This window comes from Sunxiuqinia sp., assembly GCF_055140945.1.
The window spans coordinates 62795-82262 of sequence record NZ_JBSQYS010000020.1 but is presented as its reverse complement, the minus strand read 5'-3'; the positions used below and the strand labels follow the sequence as shown (position 1 = coordinate 82262).

Below are 19468 nucleotides of genomic sequence, written 5' to 3'. Positions count from 1 at the left end.
ACATTTATGCCAATCATCAGTCTTGAAAATATGAACAAATAAATGTTGATAATCAGTGTATTATATCTAAGATTTGAGAAAATCAGCAAACCCGAAGTAACTTTTTATCCGAGTTTAGAACAATTGGAACAAATATCATATCTGAACAAACCTGATACATCTGCTAGGAAATCTTTAGAGTGTGTAAAAAATCAGCCGCAAAAGTTACTAATAGAAATAGTATTCAGATTATTCCAAATATGAACGTCATGGAAAAAGAGATAGAAATCAAGAATCCGAATATTGATGACTCAATTAAACCGGACTTTAAGGTGTTATGGATAGTGGAACCTTCAGGAGAAAGAGGGAGTAGCATTTTTTTTACCTATGAATACGGGATTGAAATTGTTGAGGCTGTTTTTTATTTGATGTATCTAATCGCAAAATTTTACAGATTCACTTTTTGTAAATATGTTGACAACAATATATGTACATGCTTTTTTATATTTATAATCTTTAATGTTGCTTTTTTTATTGCTTCTGACCGGCTCCGTTCAGGTGCCAAGGTTACGCAGAAAGAATAACCCGTCCTTAAAAAGATAAAAAGCGGGGAAATCCCGCTTTTTTTTATATTCACCTCAAGTCAATTCAACGTTTCATCCAGAGTCTTCCCGACTTTAAATTTCACAACATTCTTGGCGGCAATTTCCAATTCTTTCCCGGTTTGCGGATTTCTACCTGTTCTTGCGGGACGTTCAGAAACCGACAATGTACCAAATCCAATTAACTGAATGCTTTCTCCTTTACCTAATGCCTCTTTTGCCGTTTCTTCAAAGGCTTTTACAAATTTTTCATTATCGACTTTGCTTAAACCTGACTTATCGGCCATAGCCGCTACTAATTCTTGTTTATTCATTTGGTTATAAATAATTGTTTGTCTGCAATAATAGTGTTTTTCATCCAATGAACAGCCTTTTAACGCCTTTCAGATAGAAATTCATCTTTCGCGCGAAGCTCTATTAAATTAAACATAACTAAATACGAAAATCGATCAGCTTATTTCATGTGTTTATCCTCGGATTTTCTGGATAGTATCGTATCATTCTTTTATAAGCCACAATATACAATAGCCATTGAGTTACATAGGAATATTTATCCTGATCTTTCAATTCCAGGTACTTGTTAAAGTTCCGGAATCCCAAAAATGTCCTTTCTGAAAAGGTTAAGGAAAATATTTTACTGTCAATAAAACCGTTCCATGATAGAACCTGCCGCTTTCCGGCACTAAAAGTAGGATCTTATCATTACCTTTCAGACTCCCTGGATTATATAAATCATCTAAGGCTGTAAAAATGGTAGCAAAAGCGATGTTTCCAATTTCAGTAAGATTTAAATCTATAAAAACATTTTCAATTCGTCTAATTGCTTGATTTCAAAAGTAGATGTATGGTTATGTATTACACCAGACTGGTTGAAAAATACAGTATCAATTTCAAAATTTTGAGCTCCTTCAATATCACTTTCCAAATCGTCACCTATCATTAAGCAATCGGCTTTTTTTGACTTTGCAATATTTAGTGCAAACTCAAATATTTTCCCATGTGGTTTTTGGTATCCTGCTTCCTCCGAAGTTATCATCCTTTCAAAGAAAGGTTCTAATTTACTATCTCTGATTTTAACTTTTTGGACTTCAACAAAACCATTGGTCAAGAGATACATTCGATAACCAGCATTTTTAAAATATTCCAGTGTCTCAATTGTTTTAGGAAATAATTTGGTTTTATTAGGACTTTCCTTAATGTAATCAACACTAAACTCCTCCACAAAGGACTCAGCATCAACCCCTAGCCGCTTAAAAGAGTCAATAAATCGTTGAGTGCTCAAGCGCTCTTTTGAAAGTCGACCATCTCGGTATTCCAACCATAAGCTCTCATTTACATCATAAAATATCGACAGATACTCATCAAATTTCTCAATTAGCTCGGGGCTATGTTTTTTGATCAGTTCTTTCAATGTTTGCTCCGAATTCGCCCTGTAATCCCATAAAGTCCGATCCAAATCAAAAAAAAGAACTTTATATTTTTTCTCCCTACTTTCAGAAGTACTCATGTTTAAATTTCAGTAATTAATTCCAATTATTTTGCGACCATTACAAGATATCAAAATTATACAAATTGCTTTGTCTGTAGGCATAATGAACTACCCCGGGGCAAAGCCCACGAGGTATCAAAGAAGAGTCAGCTGCCCTTGATGTACTTTTTTATATTCTTTTTGCATTCCGTGTGATTCAACATATTTTTTTATTACTTCTTCATTTGCATATTGCCTTACTGTATTTGAATAATAACCACTCGTCCAGAAATTTCCACCCCAAAGTTTTAATTCAATTTCTGGATGTCTTTGAAATAATTGATTTGCTGTGATACTTTTGATTGTTCTTGATATCTCAGAAACAGAAAGTTTTGGAACACTTTGAACTAAAAAGGTACGTGATTTGACTCATACCCAATTTCGATAAAATGAATTTCATACCTTTCAGATATTTCCAAACATATTGCCTTTAAAGTCCCCCCGATTTCCCTTGATATTACTCCTTTTGTGTACTTCAATGGACAAACTAAATGATACAACAACAGAGTCTTATTATGTCTCTTAAAAATATGTTCTCCCATTGAACTAAAATACTTTTTTTTCAAAACGTCATGAAAACCTTTAGGTTTTCAAACTTTCCTCTATACCCCGAGGCAGAGCCTCGAGGAATTCTTTTTGATTAAATAATAACCACGCCTCATCGTTCAACTTATTAGGGTTCTGTCGCATTAATCCAACTTGATTTTCAAAAATACGAATTTCTCTTCACTATGCTCCCAAAGAATAGAATCTATTAAATGTAGTTGATTTCATATCTTCTGCTTAAGCCCAATACTATTCGTTACTGGGTCGATCATCTGGAGGCCTGTCTAGAGAAACACGGAACCAATGCTTCAGAAATTGATTATGTCAATCCTCACGTTTCATCCATGTTTCTCTATGGCAAGTTGGCCGAAGAGATTGAAGCCCGAGAGATTGACCTGGCCAGATAGAAATGGTTCAAACTACGTTAGTTCCAATTGTATCAACACATATGCGCTAATACCTCTTAGACAGTTGTTGTCTCAGACAGCTCATATCCTCACTAATTTTCTTCTCTAATACTTTTGCATAAATTTGAGTAGTTGAAATACTTTTGTGTCCTAAAACCTGACTAACGGTTTCTATGGGAACACCATTACTCAAAGTAACCGTTGTTGCAAATGTATGCCGGGCCAAATGAAAAGTCAGGTTCTTTTTTATCCCGCACAAGTCCGCAATTTCTTTCAGGTAACTATTCAGTTTCTGGTTTGAGAATAAAGGAAATACCTTATTCCTGCTGACTGATCGAGGATGTTTCCGATACTTCTTAAATATTTCCAGCGCTTTGGGCAAAAGTGGAATCCTCAGTTTTGTATTCGTTTTCTGTCTCTTTGAGAAAATCCAGTACTGTCCATCTATTCCCAAATTGATTTCATCCGAACTCAGGTTAATCGCATCGATATAAGACAGGCCGGTATAGCAACTAAAAATAAAAACGTCCCTCACGGTTTGCAATCGCTCAACGCCAAGCCTTTTACGTTCAATCGTATCCAATTCCCTTTCCGTTAAAAAACCTCGTTCAACTTTACGAAATCTCAGTTTATAGGAACCGAATGGATTCTGGGTTATCCATCCAAGCCGTTGACCAAGGTTGATCATCTTACGAAACCTTTCCTGATGCTTCATCACACCGTTGTTCCCAATCGGTTTGTGATGATCCAAAGGTTTGTAATTTCTTAGGAAATATTCAAAATCTGTAATGAATTTGTAATTGACCTGGACCAAGTCAATATCCGTAGATTTGAATTTCTTTCTCAAGAAACGTTCCAGGTACTTTTTCGTTGTGAAATAATTTTTCATCGTTCCTGAGGCAAGAACACTGGCCTGCGTGGTGTTGTGATAATCCACCAACTCCATTAAAGAATGATCATCAAATGAATCACCGAGATAAAGTGCTTTAATATTTTCTGGTGTAATTTCTTGTTTATTGACCTGCAACTTCCGATAAGCATCTGTCAACTGCGAACGGACATGTTCAAGGTAGCTATTAAATTTTTTGGCTTCCGGACTGAAGCCCTTTGCGACTCCGCGGGCTTTATTCCATTCATCAACTGCAATGGTTTTCTTCAGGGAAATCTCAATCCGACGCGTCTCTACGGTAATCCGGGCATAGACGAGCGCCGTGTCTTTGTCCTTTTTTCCGGTCCGGATAATAAACTGGATACCAAAGGTGTGGGTTGTTTTCATATCATTTAATTTTTATCGGTTTAATCCGTTTTAACTGCTTCAGTTGAAAAACAAGGTCAAAAGACTCACCGGAATTCACCAAAACCGGTCAAAAATCATGGTCTATAATTACAAAAAAGACCCTTATTAACAACTGAAATACAAACGATTAAGCCCTTCTGGTGAGTTCAAAGGTAAAATAAAAAAAGACTCACCGTTTAACTCACCTGAATTATGATATTTTCTGATATGAATTGATATGGCAAAAATCATAAAAGCCTGTAAATCATACAATTTACAGGCTTTTGACTTATTTTGATTTCCCAATTTGTCGGGATGACTGGATTCGAACCAGCGACCCCGTCGTCCCGAACGACGTACGCTACCAGACTGCGCTACATCCCGTTGTTTCTGGAATAGCAAATTTACAACTTTTGCTCAATTCGCATCATTCCTTTTACCAAAAACTCCAACAGATTACATTGTTTTTTTTTACCAAATCACATAAAGGACATTTGAATCTTTTATTTAAAATCAGTAACTTGTATACAATAAACTAATTATAAGAATTCATGCAAGTCAAAAACCTGATTCGAGTTCTTCCATGGCACGAAAGTCGTGTTTGGCGGAAACGTGAGCTACGGCAAATCAACAAGGTAATTCTGCACCAGGAGCTGGGAGAAAGCGTTGTCGAAAATGTCAACACTTACCACACTTCTGTTAGTCCCCAAAATCATATTACGCCCAAGGGATGTCCGCATATTTGTTACCATTATGCTATTCGAAAGAATGGTGAAATAGTGCAGACCAATGAGTTATCAGATATTACCTGGCATTGCAAAGGGCAAAATACATCATCGGTTGGAATCATGTTTGTGGGTAATTTCTCAGGCCCGGGCTATGATATGGGAACCAGTGAGCCAACACCGGAGCAAATGCAATCGGTAGAGGAACTTGTTAACTTTCTGCTCGAAAGCTTAGGCCTTGACAATGCTGACCTATTTGGGCATTATCATTTTGGAAAGCCTGCCTGTCCAGGCTATGTATTGCAGGAATGGATAGAAAAGAAACGAGGTAACTTAAGTGCTCAACTAGTTGAAGAAAAAATAGAAAAATCGGTTTCAGAAATTCAATCCCGTTTAAATAAACTAGGATATAGCTCGGGTAAAGTTGATGGCATTATGGGAATGAAAACCCAATCGGCTATTCGCCGCTTTCAGGCCGATCAGCATTTGATTGCCGATGGCATTGTGGGACCACAAACCTGGTCGAAATTACTAAACCTAACACTTCAGTCATGACACAAACAAAAAGCAACATCAGCCAGGAGGAATTTTACACCGTCACACAAAAAGAATTTTGGTTAAAATGGACATCGAAGCTCCTGTTCACATTGATCTCTGTAAAACTATGGGGATTAATTGCCTGCACTTGGGTCTCTACTTATTTGCTCCTTCACCATCAGCTCGTTGAGATTGGACAAAATGCTTATGAACTTGGAATAACCGGTGGTCAGTGGGTAACATTTAACACAACCATCTGGGGATTGATTTTTGGTATGAAAGAAATATTCCGCGTGATGGAGAAAAAGGACCGGAATGATGAAAAGATCATCAAAGCAGACAATAAGACGAAGCATGAGATTGCCCAAATAAATGCTGATACATTGAAAGAAGACAATAAGGCTAAAAAAGAGATTGCCAAAATTAATGCCAGTACTGTAAACGGTTCTGCCGCAGGTGCCCAACCGAGCTACACCGCAGAAGGAAAAGAAGTTGTTGGCGACGAACCTAATTAATATACAACCATGGAAAAGAATGTAAAATTTATCGTCATTGGATTGGTTGTGTTGGCAGTTGTTGCTTCCTTAATTTTTGTGAGTTTTAAAATTGAAGGTCCGGGAACACTCATTGGAGGCTTGGCTGTATTATGGGCCGGAGTAAAATCGAAGATTTTCGGCAGAAAAACCACGGAAGATAAGATTGAGCAAGTAAGAAGTGACCACAACCTGAAAAGAGAAGAGTGGCAAACAGCCAAGGAAGAATACGACTCTAAATTTCGATTGCTACAGGCTCAAATGCAGTATATCGACTATAAGTCAGCCTTAATTTCAGAAAAAATAAGTAATCTGGATGATTACCAAAAAAAGAAGATTGCTGAAATTGAAAATGCAAACAGCGACCAACTCTTGGAACTATTAAACGAAAGGACTACCCAATGATTAAACACACCATACTACTCAGCTTTGTTATACTTTTAGCCGTAGGCTCCCGGGCACAAAGCAGCAGGTTAATACCCGGCAAAAGCTTCACCAACCAAAGTACCGATACCTTATTTGTCATTCCAATGAATCGGGTAAAATTGCTTTTATCGAGCGAAGTGAATAACGACATCAACCTGCAAAAGCTGGAGCTGTACAAAAAGAAAATCAGCCTTTTTGAAGAGAGATCAGCCTTGGCAGACAGTGCTATCACAATCAAGAAGTTGGAAGCTGACTATTGGCATGATCAACTCCTTCAGCGCGACCAACTTCTGGAAAACCAACAAATAGAGAATCTGAAGCTGATTGATGACAAGAACCGCATCAGACAATCACGCATTTATTACCTGATTGGCGGTCTGATTGCCGGAGCAGTCGTATTTTCGTTGTAGCTATTCGTTCAGAAATCCGTTCAGGTAGCTAAAAGCTGGTGTAAGTTCTCCATCATTCAAAATGGTCGCTCGCTCAATAATTTTATGCTGATCGTCGCCAAAAAGCGAAGGAAAAACCTCGTGATACATTTTACGGGCAAATGTTCTGGATGCATCAGCTGGCAGTGCTGCCGGAAGGTTGTCCACAGCACATACCGTGACATAATTTGACGAACTGAAAGCCTCCACTTCTTCAAGGCCGTCGGGCTTGACATCGTAAAATGGTTGTTCAATCGTCGAAGTACGCAAAGTTGTTGGAATTGGTCCCGGCACATCGCAACTAACATCGGAGATAACAGAGATACCAAAATCCGGCGACTTTAGGTCATCACCCGTAAAGAAAACCGGAGATTGCTGGTTCCAAAAATGCGCCGCAATATATACGTCAGCCACCTTGGTATAGGGTGTGAATGATGTTTCATATTCGGTCGGATTTTCGTAGAAGTGTTTCAGGTCAAATTTACCTTGCTTTCTCTTGACATAGTCTTCCGGATCAAGTCGGGTGTAAACAGCATGCTCATATTCTCTGGTTAAAAAATCATTCGGCAGTACTTCGTGAACTCCCATTCGTTTTACAATCTCTAAGACACCGCTGGCAACCCGGCCACCACCGGTAATCAATATTTTTAGAGCCGGCAATTCCAACGCTTTCAGTTGATGATGGAGATCGCTTAAGTCGCGACACTGCTCAGGCCCCGGGATCGGTAAGTGGCAAAAGCGCTTACCGGCAGCCATAAAAACGTAGTAAGCTCCAACAACTCCAGCCCAAAAACCAAAAGCTACGAGCCTCGACCGATGCTTGTCGACAAAATACTCATAATCTATCAGGGTGATATTTTTTTGAGCCATTAGCTTAAAAAACTCCTGATTATGAGCCTGTTTTTTTGCGACATGCGCAAACATGATGTATGTTTTCCCGTCGATAAGCGCTTCGTTCGCTACCTCCTTTACGCCAATCAGCAAATCACAATGTGAAACATCTTCCACAACCGGAATTCCTATGGCAGCATATTCCTCGTCCTTATGCACTCGCAGTTCACTTGACTGAACCACCAATTCAACATCCGGATAATTTTTCAATATCAACTCAGCTGTTTCCGGCGTTATGGCCACTCTCCTATCCCTCCAACGTCGGGTTTCTCTTAAAATTCCAATCTTCATGCTTCTACTGATTTTCGTTTGCCTAAAGATAACAATTATCATGATTTCAAAAGATCGCAAACTCCTTTTCAGAGTAGCTAAAAAGACATACTTTTTTTGGCGCGGCGGAATTTATTTATTAATTGTACCGACTTATTATGATTGACAAAGGATTAACTACGTTTTAGGCGTATTCGGAAATCTTGACAAAGCATTTCTGAATGGGATCAACCGCCACTCCATGTACAAAGGGCATGACTTCCCGGAACTAGTTTTTATCGCCTAAGTGAAAGTGACACATAATGACGAATTCAGACGACTTGATCTTTCTACCCACGGAGAGGTAGCACGTCAGATCTAATTGGTATTCTCAAAGAGACTCAAGCCCTTATCACGATTTTTGATAAGGGCTTGCTGTTTTTAGGGAAATGCTAAAAAATATTGTACTTTTGCTTGTCCTCAAAATACCGGGGCTGACTGGTTTTGACAGCGGGTAGAAGAGGTGTGTAAGCATGGCGAGCTTGGGTTGTTGGCTCGTTAATCCTAATGATCAAACTTTTAATTGGCGAAAACAATTACGCTCTTGCTGCGTAACCGAATTAACAGTAGGTTAACCGCTTAATCCCGGCACTAGGTGCTGGGACAAGACATCGCCCGGATGCTATTGCTTTGAGGCTATCCGGCCAGGCGGTGCAAAAAATCGAGGCTAGTTGAATGGTTGCTTCGTTCATTCAGCGAAAATTAAGAAGCTAAGGTAGTGGTCGGTGGCCTTGATCCAGCTACTACTCGAAAACCAAGTCAGGGCTAATCATGTAGAAAGCACATTGCTTCCTCGTTTGGACCCGGGTTCGATTCCCGGCAGCTCCACCTTCGCCCTTCATAGCTTCAGCGGAAAAGGGCTTCGCCCAATCCGCTTCAACTACTCGGGCTACGGCGGACACTGTCCACTGATAAAAAAGCCCTCCATTACTATAGCGACGGAGGGCTTTTTTTTAAACACAATACATATTTTCAACTACCAACCTGCTCAAAACAGGAAGGTTTCGGTGAACACAGTCCACCCCAACTGGCAGTTGCTCACTTTTCGAAAAATTAGAAATTTTGGTAGATTTGATAGAACACATTAAATCGACCTTATTATGCACTACGCATATATCCTAGAATGTTCAGACGGTTCATATTACACCGGATGTACAAACAACCTAAAAAGAAGAATTGAAAATCATTCTAAAGGGCAAGTTCATTACACCAGTTACAAATTACCTGTGCAACTTATAACCTATACAGCTTTCGCCGATAAGTACAAAGCTTACGAATTTGAGAAATACCTGAAATCAGGTTCTGAAAAGGTTTTTTTGGGAAAAAGAAATTACTCCAAAGTTTACCCGTTGTCTCTTATATCTATTGCCAGTTTGGTTTGACCTTATTTATTCAGGCAACATTTTTTGTATTTCTTTCCACTCCCACATGGACACGGGTCATTCCTTCCGGCCTGTGGAGCGGAGCTTGCTTGTTTGGGGTAAACTGGATTACTATAATTGGGAAATACAGTTTCTTCGTTACTCCCCGAAGAAGCAAAGCTGTTTAATTCATCATATCTTTCAAATATGTTGGCAAATTCTCTTTTGTAATCATATCGCGGCTTGCGGTCTATATCCTGTTTTATATCTTCAAAAGAACCAGCAATTCCCTCTGATACATATCCCAATTCATAAAGCTGTTCAATTTTATCCAGAAGTTCAACTCCGCGCAATTCAACTGCTTCCCAAATAAGAAATCCGTTGAAGTCGCTGTCTATTATTCCTGAATCAGGATTTGCCGCGATAACTCCACCCATGATTGTACCCAACCAATCGATCACCTCCGTTCTCTGTTCCGGAAAATGATGTGCAAGTTGGGATACGGAATTGATAATCTCCGCACGTGCATAAGTGTCAATATTCGGCCTTAATACAAAGTCCTGTAATTTTCCAAGTTGGTTCTTGCCCGTTTTTAGGAGGATTTCCCAAAAATCCTCTGTTAGCAGGTCAAAGTACCAGAATTGAAGGAAGTCACTATCTTGTTTAAAAGTTTCCAGTATAAAATCCAATGCTTCCTCAGCCTCCAACTCGCCCAAAAGGTAAACAGCATGGCAGCCAAAAAAACTAGCTTCTTCACCTAATCTCCCCTCTTCTTCCAATTTTCGGAAATACGTATACCGCTGAATAATGTCAGTAAGAACTGTTTGTAAATCTTTTATCAAGGTCTCTCTGGGTAGCGAAAGGATTTTTTCCAGCTTTTCTTTTTCAATATTGGAATCATATTGATACAACCATTCGATTTCAGGATGGTTAAAAACCGGGGGTTCATTCGTTTGAACCGATCGATAATTCCCCTGAGCCCCCACTTTTATTTTCGTCTTCTCCTCGTCCTCGAACCGTTTGGCTCCCGCCTCTAACCTTTTATAGAAAAGATGCTTTCGCGCAGATTCGGTATCAGGATGTTCCGGCGCAATGTCTTCCAGAATCTGCAACCGTATTTCCGCCTGGTCAATATGACCAATAGCTGTAAAATAGGTGATCGCCAGCTTCAAAAAGCCGGTTACTTCCGCCAGATGAAACACATCGCGGTCAGGATATAAATTCCTGATTTCCATGGCACTCCCCAATATTCCGGGCACCAGTTCCGGTTTATCATCGTCAATCAGTTGATAAGCTTTGTTCAATAAGCCAAAAAGATAATTGGGGTGTTCGCTTAAAATCCACTCGTTTACCTCAATCGCCTTTTTATGATTTCCAGATGAAGCGTAAGCCGACGACAGGTAATTTTTCAATTGCGGGTTTTGGGGATGACGTTCGATCAACGAAAGCAGTTTGCGAATAACCGTTTTATTCCCTTTTTGTATTTGGGGATAAATTTTTTCCAGTTGCCATTTTAGCGATGGGGTCATGTGGTCTCGATTGTCCTGGAATCGAGGATCGGTCGTTATTCTATAACCTGACATCTCAAATTCTTCGTGCATTTTTTATCTCTTTTTTGTAATTCAAACTCGTTTGGAGTTTCAAACTTAAAAACTTCTACAAAATATGAAACGAGCATGTAAAAATATTTACACACAGGAGAATGATTATTGACAGCTTCATGCGTTGGTGCACTACATTAAAAAACCACGGTGGAGTACGGAAATTATACGAACTTATATCATAAGAAATATTCTTCCGGAAGGAATGACAATGAAGCATTCTCAACCAATCACTCATTTCTTTTTCTTATACTCCCCTCCCGGTTCCGCAGCCATCCCCAACACACCAGATTTTACAGACAAATCATTCATCACCTGATCTGCCGGGGTCTTGGCGAAGGCTGACCGCAAAGGACTCTTCATCCAATCTTCCCGGGTGCTTTGGCTGCTTTGTATTTCCTGCTCCAGTTGGTCGCATAAGCCCATTAAGTTGTTTACTTTTTCGACGATGGCTTTTAATCCGCTAAGCGGTTAAAAGAAACTCTCTTCATCGATGGTTTCGCCATCACTTAGTATATCGTTTACTTCTTCTATATCCAGGTAGTCGGGGTCATCGTTACCCAGCCATTCCTTCTCGTCGGCACTTAATTTGTTCGTTGCCCGTAAGCTAACACCGAGTAGCAAACCAAGCGCCCCTGTTAATGTTGTACCCATGCTAGTTAAGCCTTTGGACATACGAGTTGAATTTTTAGGCGAACGAGTTAAGTTTTCAGGCATACTAGTTAAGTTTTGAGGCAGGCAAGTAAGCCATGATCCCATCCGAGTTCAACAGGGAAGCCAAAAACCCTACTCGCCCACTCCATATTACTTACTCGGATAGCTCACATCTTCACTCGGAAACGAAAAAAACCTACTTGTGAGGCAGGTTTTCCAGTTGTCAGGCTTCTTCCGGGACATCGGACGCTGAGCTCTTTTTACTGTTGCGTTTTCTCCAGAAATCACTTTGGTAACCTTTCAGGCGGTTCGGTTTTTTCCAGAACAGGTACTTGCCACAGGCGCGCACTTCGTCCATCAACTCCTTGAGATAGGTGTAAGCCCGGTCGCGCAGTACTTTTGAGTCGTTGTTACTTGCCTTGTCGCCATTGGACGCAGCCAGCAGGTCGCCCATTTCAGACGACAAGGTGGTTGCGGTATCCAACCTGGTGGCATCAAAATTAATCGCATTCAACAAGGGAAGGTTTTCACGGCCCAATACAGCCAGGTCGTTTAGGTCCTGAACCATATCGGCATTTCCCGCGCCATCGGCAATCTCGGCCACCCGTCCCAATAGTTTTTCATCCGTGCGGAAGGCGTAACGGTAAGTATGCAACAGTTCATCGCGCAAATCATAGGCGGCAGGCGACTCTTCGTTCCATTGCCGTTGAGCATCTTTCACCGACCGGCGGTCTTTCACCCACAACGATTGGGCTTCGCGACACGCCCCTGCACGGGCATTCAGATCATTAATTTTTTGAGCATTTATCCCTGCATTTTTCAGTAAAGGGAGGTCGTCCTTACTCCAGTGCACGAGGTTCTCTGCTTCTTGTACAAATACATCAACGGGGATGTTGGGTTCCAAAACCTGATCAGTAGGAATGGCAAGGATCGCGTCCATGCAGCTTGCCAAATTTTCTGCATTACTCATAATCTTATTTGTTTAAAGGTTAAAAATTAAATTGATCATAAGTTACTGAAACCAATTGTTCAATACACATCATATTGAAACAATTTGATGAACGGCGCATTTTAGGGCCTGAAACGGCACTGTGGGACTATGAAGGGCACTTTAAGCCTTCAAACAACACCTGAATTGAAGACGAAGAATTCGGAGCCGATAAATCATATTTCAGAATATAATTGACTTCCTCGGGGATGATTCGATTGATGGTATCACACACACACTCAAACAAAAACTCGGTTTGCTGAGTGGCATCAAAATACCGGTAATAATCAATGGTCTCATTTAAAACCCGAACATTATGATCCGGTGTTATATCCCAATCAAGATGGATCTTGTTGTTTTTCGTTATTCACCGCTGCAGTCTTCTTTTGATATCGTTTTTCTGCCCGGTTAGCCAGGCGTACTAAAATGAAAGCAAATACCGTAAAAATGAGAAGCACAGGGATTACAAAGTCAAGTTGAGTGACAAAAACATCCCAACTCATGGGATCATCCGGTTTATTTTCGGGAATTGCTGAACCCAAAAGCATCAGCCCTACAAAAGATAAACTCATATAAAAGAGCGTATGCAGAACCCAGCCCAAACCAGTATGAGGGAAATAAGCTAACAGCATTCGTTGCAAAAAGGAATGTCGCATTTCATCTCCATCGGCTGCCGATTTTTTAGTTCCAAATTCTTCCTTCTCTATAACAAGCTCATCAAAATGCCTGGCGACATCGTTTTTCAACCGATCAAAACGCTCATCTGTCGAAACTTCCCGCTGTGCTTTTAACCACATTTGCCAAAACTCGATTTGCGCTTTGGCTTTTTGTAAGCCTCTGCGATTAGCTGCTTCATTCGACCGGTCGTTAATCCACTTCGTAACAATAGGAATGGAACCCAATACTGGAGCAACCAGTGCCGCTATTTCTGTTATTTCCATACATTCTAATCTTAAGTTAGCAGGTGAGAGTCTAAAACACATCGATTAATCATATTTTAAGACATCTTACTCTTCTAATTAAAATTAAACAAAATTAGATTCTTTCACAATAGGCACCTAACGATATAGTTTATCGGTATTATGGCGGTTAAGTCGATCGCAAAAAGTATTGATCTTTTCTGGTCGACTTAACAGGCATCAGTTGAGCCTTGTTTAATATTGAATTTGGCACTGTATTTGAGAGTTAGAGCAAAAACACAAAACACGATGAAAAGCAATCGTAACTATTCCATTCTCTGGTTGATGATTTTGATCCTGAGCTCGTGCAGTGCTCCAAAAAACATTATCAAACTCGAGCCTCAACATGAAGATATCAAATGGCTTTTTGGACAATCATTTGCTGTTGATTCACTCTACGGGATTATCTACGAAGTTGGATTTGACCGTACTGTAAATGATGAATACTGGTTCGACTTTCACGTCATCAACCGATCCAATATGCCAATATTGATTGATCCTGTTAACTTCTCGTACATGGCCTACGATACACTCATGAATAAACAACTCGTGGAACCAATGAGCGCCATCGACCCGGAAGAAGAAATCATGGGAATAGACAAAAGCTTATCGGTTAACGAGGCTCGTTCGAAAAACCAACTGGGATTGAGTTTAATTGCTGCAGGTATCGATATTGCAACAGAAGTTGCAGTAATAAGTGATGATAATCCTCGAAATGATCACTGGCGAACTCACCTCTTTGAAACCACCCAGATTGAGGGTGTCGAAAATGAAATTGAAACTCAAAATTTAAATATGCTTCGCGAAGATTGGGTAAGCAGTACGGTTCGAAAAACGACACTTGAGAGTAATTATTCGATGCAGGGAAAAGTTTTTTTTAAGTCAGTACCGAGTGCTCAATTTATAAAACTGATCTTACCTGTGGATGACGATCAGATTGAAATGCTTTTTAAGCAAGAGCAATACGCTCCGTATTAAGAATACCCAATTCCAGCTACCCCCTTTGTATTTAAGACTTCCCCAAATAGCTATTTAAACTTTTTCTAAATAACTTTTGTTTTTAAATAAAAATACATAGGTTTGCATCTCTATCGAAGACAAAAATGGATAACCAAGTAACATATCAGCAAAATTCTACAGCTCTTTTTATCGGTGCTGCTGAAATGTCTATGTCCATGTCATGCGCAGTTATGTGCATGCGATAGCCTTCATTCAGTATTGTCGTTAGTACGGATTGAAGGCACCCCACAATTTCACTCATCACATTACAACCTTTTCGTTTAACTTAATTGAAGATTTATGTCTATACATGTCGTAAGGCTTGGAGGAAACAATATCAGTAAGCCTGAAATTATTCAATCGTTTTTATCGATTGTAACAAAAGCTGAATACCAGCAGATCGTTGTTATATCGGCTTCGGAAAGAATTCAACACGTATTAATTTCAGCTCTCGACTTACTAAGTGCTTCATCAAAAAAACATGCTGAAGTAATTGCAGACTTGCATCAGGAAGCTAAGCAAATTGTCCAACTTTATCGGTTCACAAAAATTAATTCATTTGAGGATTCACTAAGCCTTCTTCAACCGCTTTTACAGGGGATTGAATACACCGGAGATTATTCGTTATCACTGAAAGACCACGTGCTGAGTTATGCTGAAATACTAACAACTGCTCTCCTTCAGGATATTTTAATTCAACATGGTCAAACATCCGATTTCATATTACCTCACCAACTCGGACTAATTGCAAGCAATGAATACGGCAATGCATCCATACATAAAGAAGCATCAAGCAAAAAGATTAAAAGTCATAACTGGGGCAAACTTTCCCTTGTTCCGGGATCCTATGGCATAACCACGGCTGGCAAAATAGCTCGACTGGGAGAGCGGGCAGCCGATTATACCGCCGCTGCAATAGCTTCAATTTTACAAGTTGAGCAATTGGAATTGTGGGAAATCAGTAAATCATTCAAAACCGCTGATGATGCCATCATTCGAGATGCTAAATACATTGAAAATCTGACTTATGCTGAAGCTTCAGAGTTAGCCTATTTTCAGCACTCTTCCATTCATCCACGAATTGTAGAACCGCTAACCGAGCAACACATCCCAATCAAAATCTATGAGTTGTTCCAAGGAAAAAAACAACTGAAAACGACAATCAATTCCTCCAATACCAACAAAAACAAAACAATAAAAAGTGTCGCTCACAGTGATGACATCGCCATTTTTAAGCTGAATGGTCCGGGGGTTGGTTTTAAGCCTGGTATTCTATCCATTGTTACATCGGCTTTTGCCAAGCACCAAATCAACATCCGATCGGTTATCACAGCGCAAACCAGCATTAATATCATTATCAACAAATCTGATGCTGTTAAAGCCGAAGCGATAAGTCAACAATTAGAGCTACCATCAGTTAGCCAAGCAGAAGTGGTTTCGAACATTTCCCTTATCGCCATTGTTGGTCATGGCATGCAAACAAACCATGGTATTTCCGCTCAATTGTTTTCAGCTGTAGCAAAACACAAAATCAATGTATTGATAAGCGGTTCGGGCGCATCTGACCTTGTCAGCTACCTGGTTGTTGATGAACAGGATAAAATAAAAGCGATACACGAGATTCACAAAATATTTTTTAATAATTAACCACAAAAATTAGTACAATGACTACCGAAAAATTAAAATTCGAAACGCTGCAGCTTCATGCAGGGCAAGAGCCAGACCCAACGACAGGATCGCGTGCAGTTCCAATTCACCAAACCACGTCGTACGTGTTTAATGATTCTGACCATGCAGCTAATCTTTTTGCACTGAAAGAGTTTGGAAATATCTACACACGCATCATGAATCCGACATCTGATGTGTTTGAACAACGCGTAGCAGCCCTTGAAGGCGGTGCGGCAGCATTAGCGGTAGCTTCCGGTCATGCAGCACAGTTTCTGGTTTTCAACACACTGCTTGAAATGGGCGATAACTTTGTAAGTTCTCCCTACTTATATGGAGGCTCATACAATCAGTTTACCGTTTCATTTAAACGTCACGGAATTGACGCTCGCCTGACGAAAGATCTGGAACCAGCTTCATTTGAAAAGTTGATTGATGACAAAACCAAAGCAATTTATCTGGAAACGATTGGCAACCCGGCCTTTGTAATTCCTGACTTCGATGCCATAGCCGAAATTGCTAAAAAATATGACATCCCTTTGATTGTGGATAATACATTTGCCGGAGCCGGTTATTTGTTCCGCCCCATCGAGCATGGAGCCAACATCGTTGTAGAGTCGGCAACGAAATGGATCGGCGGACATGGAACAAGTATTGGCGGTGTGATTGTTGATGCCGGAAACTACAACTGGGGCAACGGAAAATTTCCCGGGTTCACCGAGCCTTCACCGGGCTACCATGGACTAAAATATTGGGACGTCTTCAATTTCGATGGACCATTTGGCAATATAGCGTTCATCATAAAAGCGCGTGTTGAAGGATTGCGTGATTTTGGACCGGCAATTAGTCCTTTTAACTCTTTCCTATTGCTACAAGGATTGGAAACTTTATCTTTGCGCCTTGAAAGACATGTTGAGAATGCAAAAGCGCTGGCTGAATGGCTCGAAAACCACCCAACGGTTGAAAGTGTAAACTACCCCGGACTGAAAAGTAGTCCTTCGTATGAACTGGCACAGAAATACCTGCCGAAGGGAGCTGGGAGTATGCTTTCATTCCTTGTAAAAGGAACAGAAGAAGAAGCCAAAAAGGTAGTAGAAAGCTTAAAGTTGGTAAGCCACCTGGCGAATGTGGGTGATGCGAAAACTTTGATTATTCAACCCGCGGCAACAACGCACCAGCAGTTATCAGCAGAAGCACAGTTAGCTGCAGGAGTTTATCCGGCACAGCTTCGTGTTTCAGTTGGGCTAGAACATATTGACGATATTAAAGCCGACTTTGAGCAGGCTTTAAACCAAATAGGTTAACAAATAGCTTCCGGATGCTCAGAACTGACATCCGGAAGACTTTTTAAAACAAAGAAAAATGCCATTAAATATTCCAGATCAATTACCGGCAATTGAGTTGCTTCAAAAGGAAAACATCTTTGTCATTGACAAAACCAAAGCATCTCATCAGGATATTCGCCCATTGAGAATTGTCATCTTAAACCTGATGCCATTAAAAATCTCAACGGAAACCGATTTATTGCGTTTATTGTCGAATACTCCGTTACAGGTTGAAATTGATTTTTTGAAAATCAAAGGTCATCGACATAAAAATACTTCAGCAGAACACATGCGGGCTTTTTATACCACTTTTGATAAAATCAAGAAGAACAAATATGATGGCATGATTATTACCGGAGCACCAGTTGAGCAGCTTCCTTTTGAGGAAGTGACCTACTGGAATGAGATGAAAGAAATTATGGATTGGTCAGTCCACAACGTGACCTCTTCCCTATTCATTTGTTGGGGATCGCAAGCCAGTTTGTATCATTTCTACGGCATTCCCAAATATGATTTAGAAAAGAAAACATTTGGGGTGTTTAAACATCGACCTTCTGATAATAAGATTCCGATTTTCAGAGGTTTTGATGATGAGTATTTTGTACCACACTCACGACATACCGAAATTAGAAAAGAGGATATTGACAAAGTTCCTGAGCTGGAAGTCATCTCCACTTCAGAAGAATCGGGTGTGAATATGGTAATAGCCAAAAACGGACGCCAATTGTTCATTACAGGGCATTCTGAGTATTCCAGAGAAACCTTGAGTAATGAATATCACCGCGATTTGAAGAAAAAACTTCCCATTGAAGTTCCTAAAAATTATTTCCCTAATGATGATCCTTCACAAAAGCCGATCATGAAATGGCGATCTGCAGCCAACTTACTGTTTTCCAATTGGCTCAACTATTACGTTTATCAGTTAACGCCTTACGATCTGGAAGATATTCGATAATCACCGTATTGGTAATTTTATGGTTCTTGAAAATTCATTAATTTTAAGCGAACCAAAAATTCAATGCGATGACAGAAAAGAAAAAAATAGCCCTTGTCCTTTCCGGCAATGGCGTATACGACGGATCAGAAATTCATGAGACAACATTAACCATGCTTGCTATTGCGCAACAAGGAGCCAGCTACGAAATCTTCGCTCCCAACATTGAGCAAGCTCATGTAATTAACCATCTCACCGGAGAGGAAATGCCTGAAAAACGAAATGTTTTGGTGGAATCAGCTAGAATTGCCCGTGGCAAAATCGCAGATTTAAATACCTACAAAGCTGAAAATTTTGATGCTTTGGTGATTCCCGGAGGATTTGGAGCGGCTAAAAATCTATGCACTTTTGCGTTTGATGGCCCGGACTGTACCGTAAATTCTGATATTGAAAAAGCAGTGCTTGATACTGTTGATGCCGGCAAGCCAATTGGCGCTATTTGTATTGCCCCTGCTGTGATAACCAAAATATTGAAAGATGTGGAAGTGACTATCGGTAATGATTCGGGAACGGCTGGAGCCATTGAAAAAATGGGAGGCAAGCATACAAATACAACTCACGGCGAGGTGGTATACGACGAAAAACACAAGGTTTTCACAACACCATGCTACATGTTGGATGCAAATATTGAGCAAATTGCAACAGGTGCAAATAATGTAATCAAAGCAATTTTGAAAACCATCTGACAGAAAAGAAATTGAGAATAGTGATGAGCTGCAACAGAAGAAACATGCA

General features: G+C 40.1%; 21 protein-coding genes, 1 tRNA gene, 1 other RNA gene and 1 pseudogene. 13 read left to right on the top strand and 11 right to left on the bottom strand.

What is annotated here, in order from left to right; genetic code table 11:
- The first annotated feature begins 248 nt into the window (after positions 1-248).
- Complete coding sequence (locus ACTB00_RS11310) at positions 249-563, top strand: hypothetical protein (RefSeq protein WP_463300027.1); 315 nt, start codon at positions 249-251, stop codon at positions 561-563.
- Between the two features lie 59 nt (positions 564-622).
- Here ACTB00_RS11310 and ACTB00_RS11305 read toward each other — a convergent pair whose 3' ends face one another.
- From ACTB00_RS11305 to tnpA, 3 genes and pseudogenes are all read right to left on the bottom strand, one after another.
- Positions 623-943, bottom strand: coding sequence for an HU family DNA-binding protein (locus tag ACTB00_RS11305; RefSeq protein ID WP_463300026.1), 321 nt, complete (start codon positions 941-943; stop codon positions 623-625).
- Positions 944-1374: 431 nt separating this feature from the next.
- Complete coding sequence (locus ACTB00_RS11300) at positions 1375-2088, bottom strand: YjjG family noncanonical pyrimidine nucleotidase (RefSeq protein ID WP_463300025.1); 714 nt, start codon at positions 2086-2088, stop codon at positions 1375-1377.
- 117 nt (positions 2089-2205) lie between these two features.
- A pseudogene (gene tnpA / locus ACTB00_RS11295) lies at positions 2206-2651 on the bottom strand (IS200/IS605 family transposase).
- A 222-nt stretch (positions 2652-2873) separates the two neighbouring features.
- Here tnpA and ACTB00_RS11290 point away from each other — a divergent pair.
- Positions 2874-3062, top strand: coding sequence for a hypothetical protein (locus ACTB00_RS11290; RefSeq protein WP_463300024.1), 189 nt, complete (start codon positions 2874-2876; stop codon positions 3060-3062).
- 46 nt (positions 3063-3108) lie between these two features.
- Here the strand turns inward: ACTB00_RS11290 and ACTB00_RS11285 are convergent, their stop codons facing one another.
- Together ACTB00_RS11285 and ACTB00_RS11280 are read right to left on the bottom strand one after the other, a co-directional pair.
- A complete protein-coding gene (locus ACTB00_RS11285) occupies positions 3109-4338 on the bottom strand; it encodes a site-specific integrase (RefSeq protein ID WP_463300023.1) in 1230 nt (409 codons plus the stop codon).
- A 310-nt stretch (positions 4339-4648) separates the two neighbouring features.
- A tRNA-Pro gene (locus ACTB00_RS11280) sits at positions 4649-4722 on the bottom strand.
- 167 nt (positions 4723-4889) lie between these two features.
- Here ACTB00_RS11280 and ACTB00_RS11275 point away from each other — a divergent pair.
- The 4 genes from ACTB00_RS11275 to ACTB00_RS11260 are packed head-to-tail and all read left to right on the top strand — an operon-like array spanning position 4890 to position 6969.
- Positions 4890-5618 carry a peptidoglycan recognition protein family protein gene (locus tag ACTB00_RS11275; RefSeq protein WP_463300022.1) on the top strand — a complete coding sequence of 243 codons (729 nt, stop codon included), beginning with the start codon at positions 4890-4892 and terminating at the stop codon, positions 5616-5618.
- Positions 5615-6115 carry a hypothetical protein gene (locus ACTB00_RS11270; RefSeq protein ID WP_463300021.1) on the top strand — a complete coding sequence of 167 codons (501 nt, stop codon included), beginning with the start codon at positions 5615-5617 and terminating at the stop codon, positions 6113-6115. The genes ACTB00_RS11275 and ACTB00_RS11270 overlap by 4 nt, the downstream gene beginning before the upstream one ends.
- A gap of 9 nt (positions 6116-6124) precedes the next feature.
- A complete protein-coding gene (locus ACTB00_RS11265; RefSeq protein WP_463300020.1) occupies positions 6125-6538 on the top strand; it encodes a hypothetical protein in 414 nt (137 codons plus the stop codon).
- Positions 6535-6969: a hypothetical protein gene (locus ACTB00_RS11260; RefSeq protein WP_463300019.1), complete on the top strand. Its 435-nt coding sequence runs from the start codon at positions 6535-6537 to the stop codon at positions 6967-6969. The genes ACTB00_RS11265 and ACTB00_RS11260 overlap by 4 nt, the downstream gene beginning before the upstream one ends.
- Here the strand turns inward: ACTB00_RS11260 and ACTB00_RS11255 are convergent, their stop codons facing one another.
- On the bottom strand, positions 6970-8169 hold the full coding sequence (locus ACTB00_RS11255; RefSeq protein WP_463300018.1) for an NAD(P)-dependent oxidoreductase: 1200 nt from the start codon (positions 8167-8169) through the stop codon (positions 6970-6972).
- Between the two features lie 448 nt (positions 8170-8617).
- Here ACTB00_RS11255 and ssrA point away from each other — a divergent pair.
- Both ssrA and ACTB00_RS11245 read left to right on the top strand, forming a co-directional pair.
- Positions 8618-9018, top strand: a transfer-messenger RNA (tmRNA) gene (gene ssrA / locus ACTB00_RS11250).
- A gap of 269 nt (positions 9019-9287) precedes the next feature.
- Positions 9288-9569: a GIY-YIG nuclease family protein gene (locus ACTB00_RS11245; RefSeq protein ID WP_463300017.1), complete on the top strand. Its 282-nt coding sequence runs from the start codon at positions 9288-9290 to the stop codon at positions 9567-9569.
- Between the two features lie 2 nt (positions 9570-9571).
- Here ACTB00_RS11245 and ACTB00_RS11240 read toward each other — a convergent pair whose 3' ends face one another.
- From ACTB00_RS11240 to ACTB00_RS11220, 5 genes are all read right to left on the bottom strand, one after another.
- Positions 9572-11149 carry a DUF1186 domain-containing protein gene (locus ACTB00_RS11240; RefSeq protein WP_463300016.1) on the bottom strand — a complete coding sequence of 526 codons (1578 nt, stop codon included), beginning with the start codon at positions 11147-11149 and terminating at the stop codon, positions 9572-9574.
- Positions 11150-11383: 234 nt separating this feature from the next.
- Complete coding sequence (locus ACTB00_RS11235) at positions 11384-11575, bottom strand: hypothetical protein (protein WP_463300015.1); 192 nt, start codon at positions 11573-11575, stop codon at positions 11384-11386.
- A gap of 45 nt (positions 11576-11620) precedes the next feature.
- Positions 11621-11866 carry a hypothetical protein gene (locus tag ACTB00_RS11230; protein ID WP_463300014.1) on the bottom strand — a complete coding sequence of 82 codons (246 nt, stop codon included), beginning with the start codon at positions 11864-11866 and terminating at the stop codon, positions 11621-11623.
- Positions 11867-12026: 160 nt separating this feature from the next.
- On the bottom strand, positions 12027-12773 hold the full coding sequence (locus tag ACTB00_RS11225; protein WP_463300013.1) for a hypothetical protein: 747 nt from the start codon (positions 12771-12773) through the stop codon (positions 12027-12029).
- 356 nt (positions 12774-13129) lie between these two features.
- The gene (locus tag ACTB00_RS11220) at positions 13130-13732 is read right to left on the bottom strand and encodes a hypothetical protein (RefSeq protein ID WP_463300012.1); all 603 of its coding nucleotides are present in this window, start codon (positions 13730-13732) and stop codon (positions 13130-13132) included.
- A gap of 267 nt (positions 13733-13999) precedes the next feature.
- On the opposite strand from ACTB00_RS11220, the gene ACTB00_RS11215 reads away from it, so the two are divergent.
- The 5 genes from ACTB00_RS11215 to elbB all read left to right on the top strand — a co-directional run bounded on the left by ACTB00_RS11215 (position 14000) and on the right by elbB (position 19419).
- The gene (locus ACTB00_RS11215) at positions 14000-14728 is read left to right on the top strand and encodes a hypothetical protein (protein ID WP_463300011.1); all 729 of its coding nucleotides are present in this window, start codon (positions 14000-14002) and stop codon (positions 14726-14728) included.
- A 321-nt stretch (positions 14729-15049) separates the two neighbouring features.
- Positions 15050-16396 carry an amino acid kinase family protein gene (locus ACTB00_RS11210; protein WP_463300010.1) on the top strand — a complete coding sequence of 449 codons (1347 nt, stop codon included), beginning with the start codon at positions 15050-15052 and terminating at the stop codon, positions 16394-16396.
- 17 nt (positions 16397-16413) lie between these two features.
- Positions 16414-17718: an O-acetylhomoserine aminocarboxypropyltransferase/cysteine synthase family protein gene (locus ACTB00_RS11205; RefSeq protein WP_463300009.1), complete on the top strand. Its 1305-nt coding sequence runs from the start codon at positions 16414-16416 to the stop codon at positions 17716-17718.
- A 58-nt stretch (positions 17719-17776) separates the two neighbouring features.
- Entirely contained in the window at positions 17777-18694 is a 918-nt protein-coding gene (gene metA, locus ACTB00_RS11200; RefSeq protein ID WP_321285686.1) for a homoserine O-acetyltransferase MetA, read from the top strand.
- Positions 18695-18762: 68 nt separating this feature from the next.
- On the top strand, positions 18763-19419 hold the full coding sequence (elbB, locus tag ACTB00_RS11195; RefSeq protein ID WP_463300008.1) for an isoprenoid biosynthesis glyoxalase ElbB: 657 nt from the start codon (positions 18763-18765) through the stop codon (positions 19417-19419).
- The last annotated feature ends 49 nt before the right edge of the window (positions 19420-19468 follow it).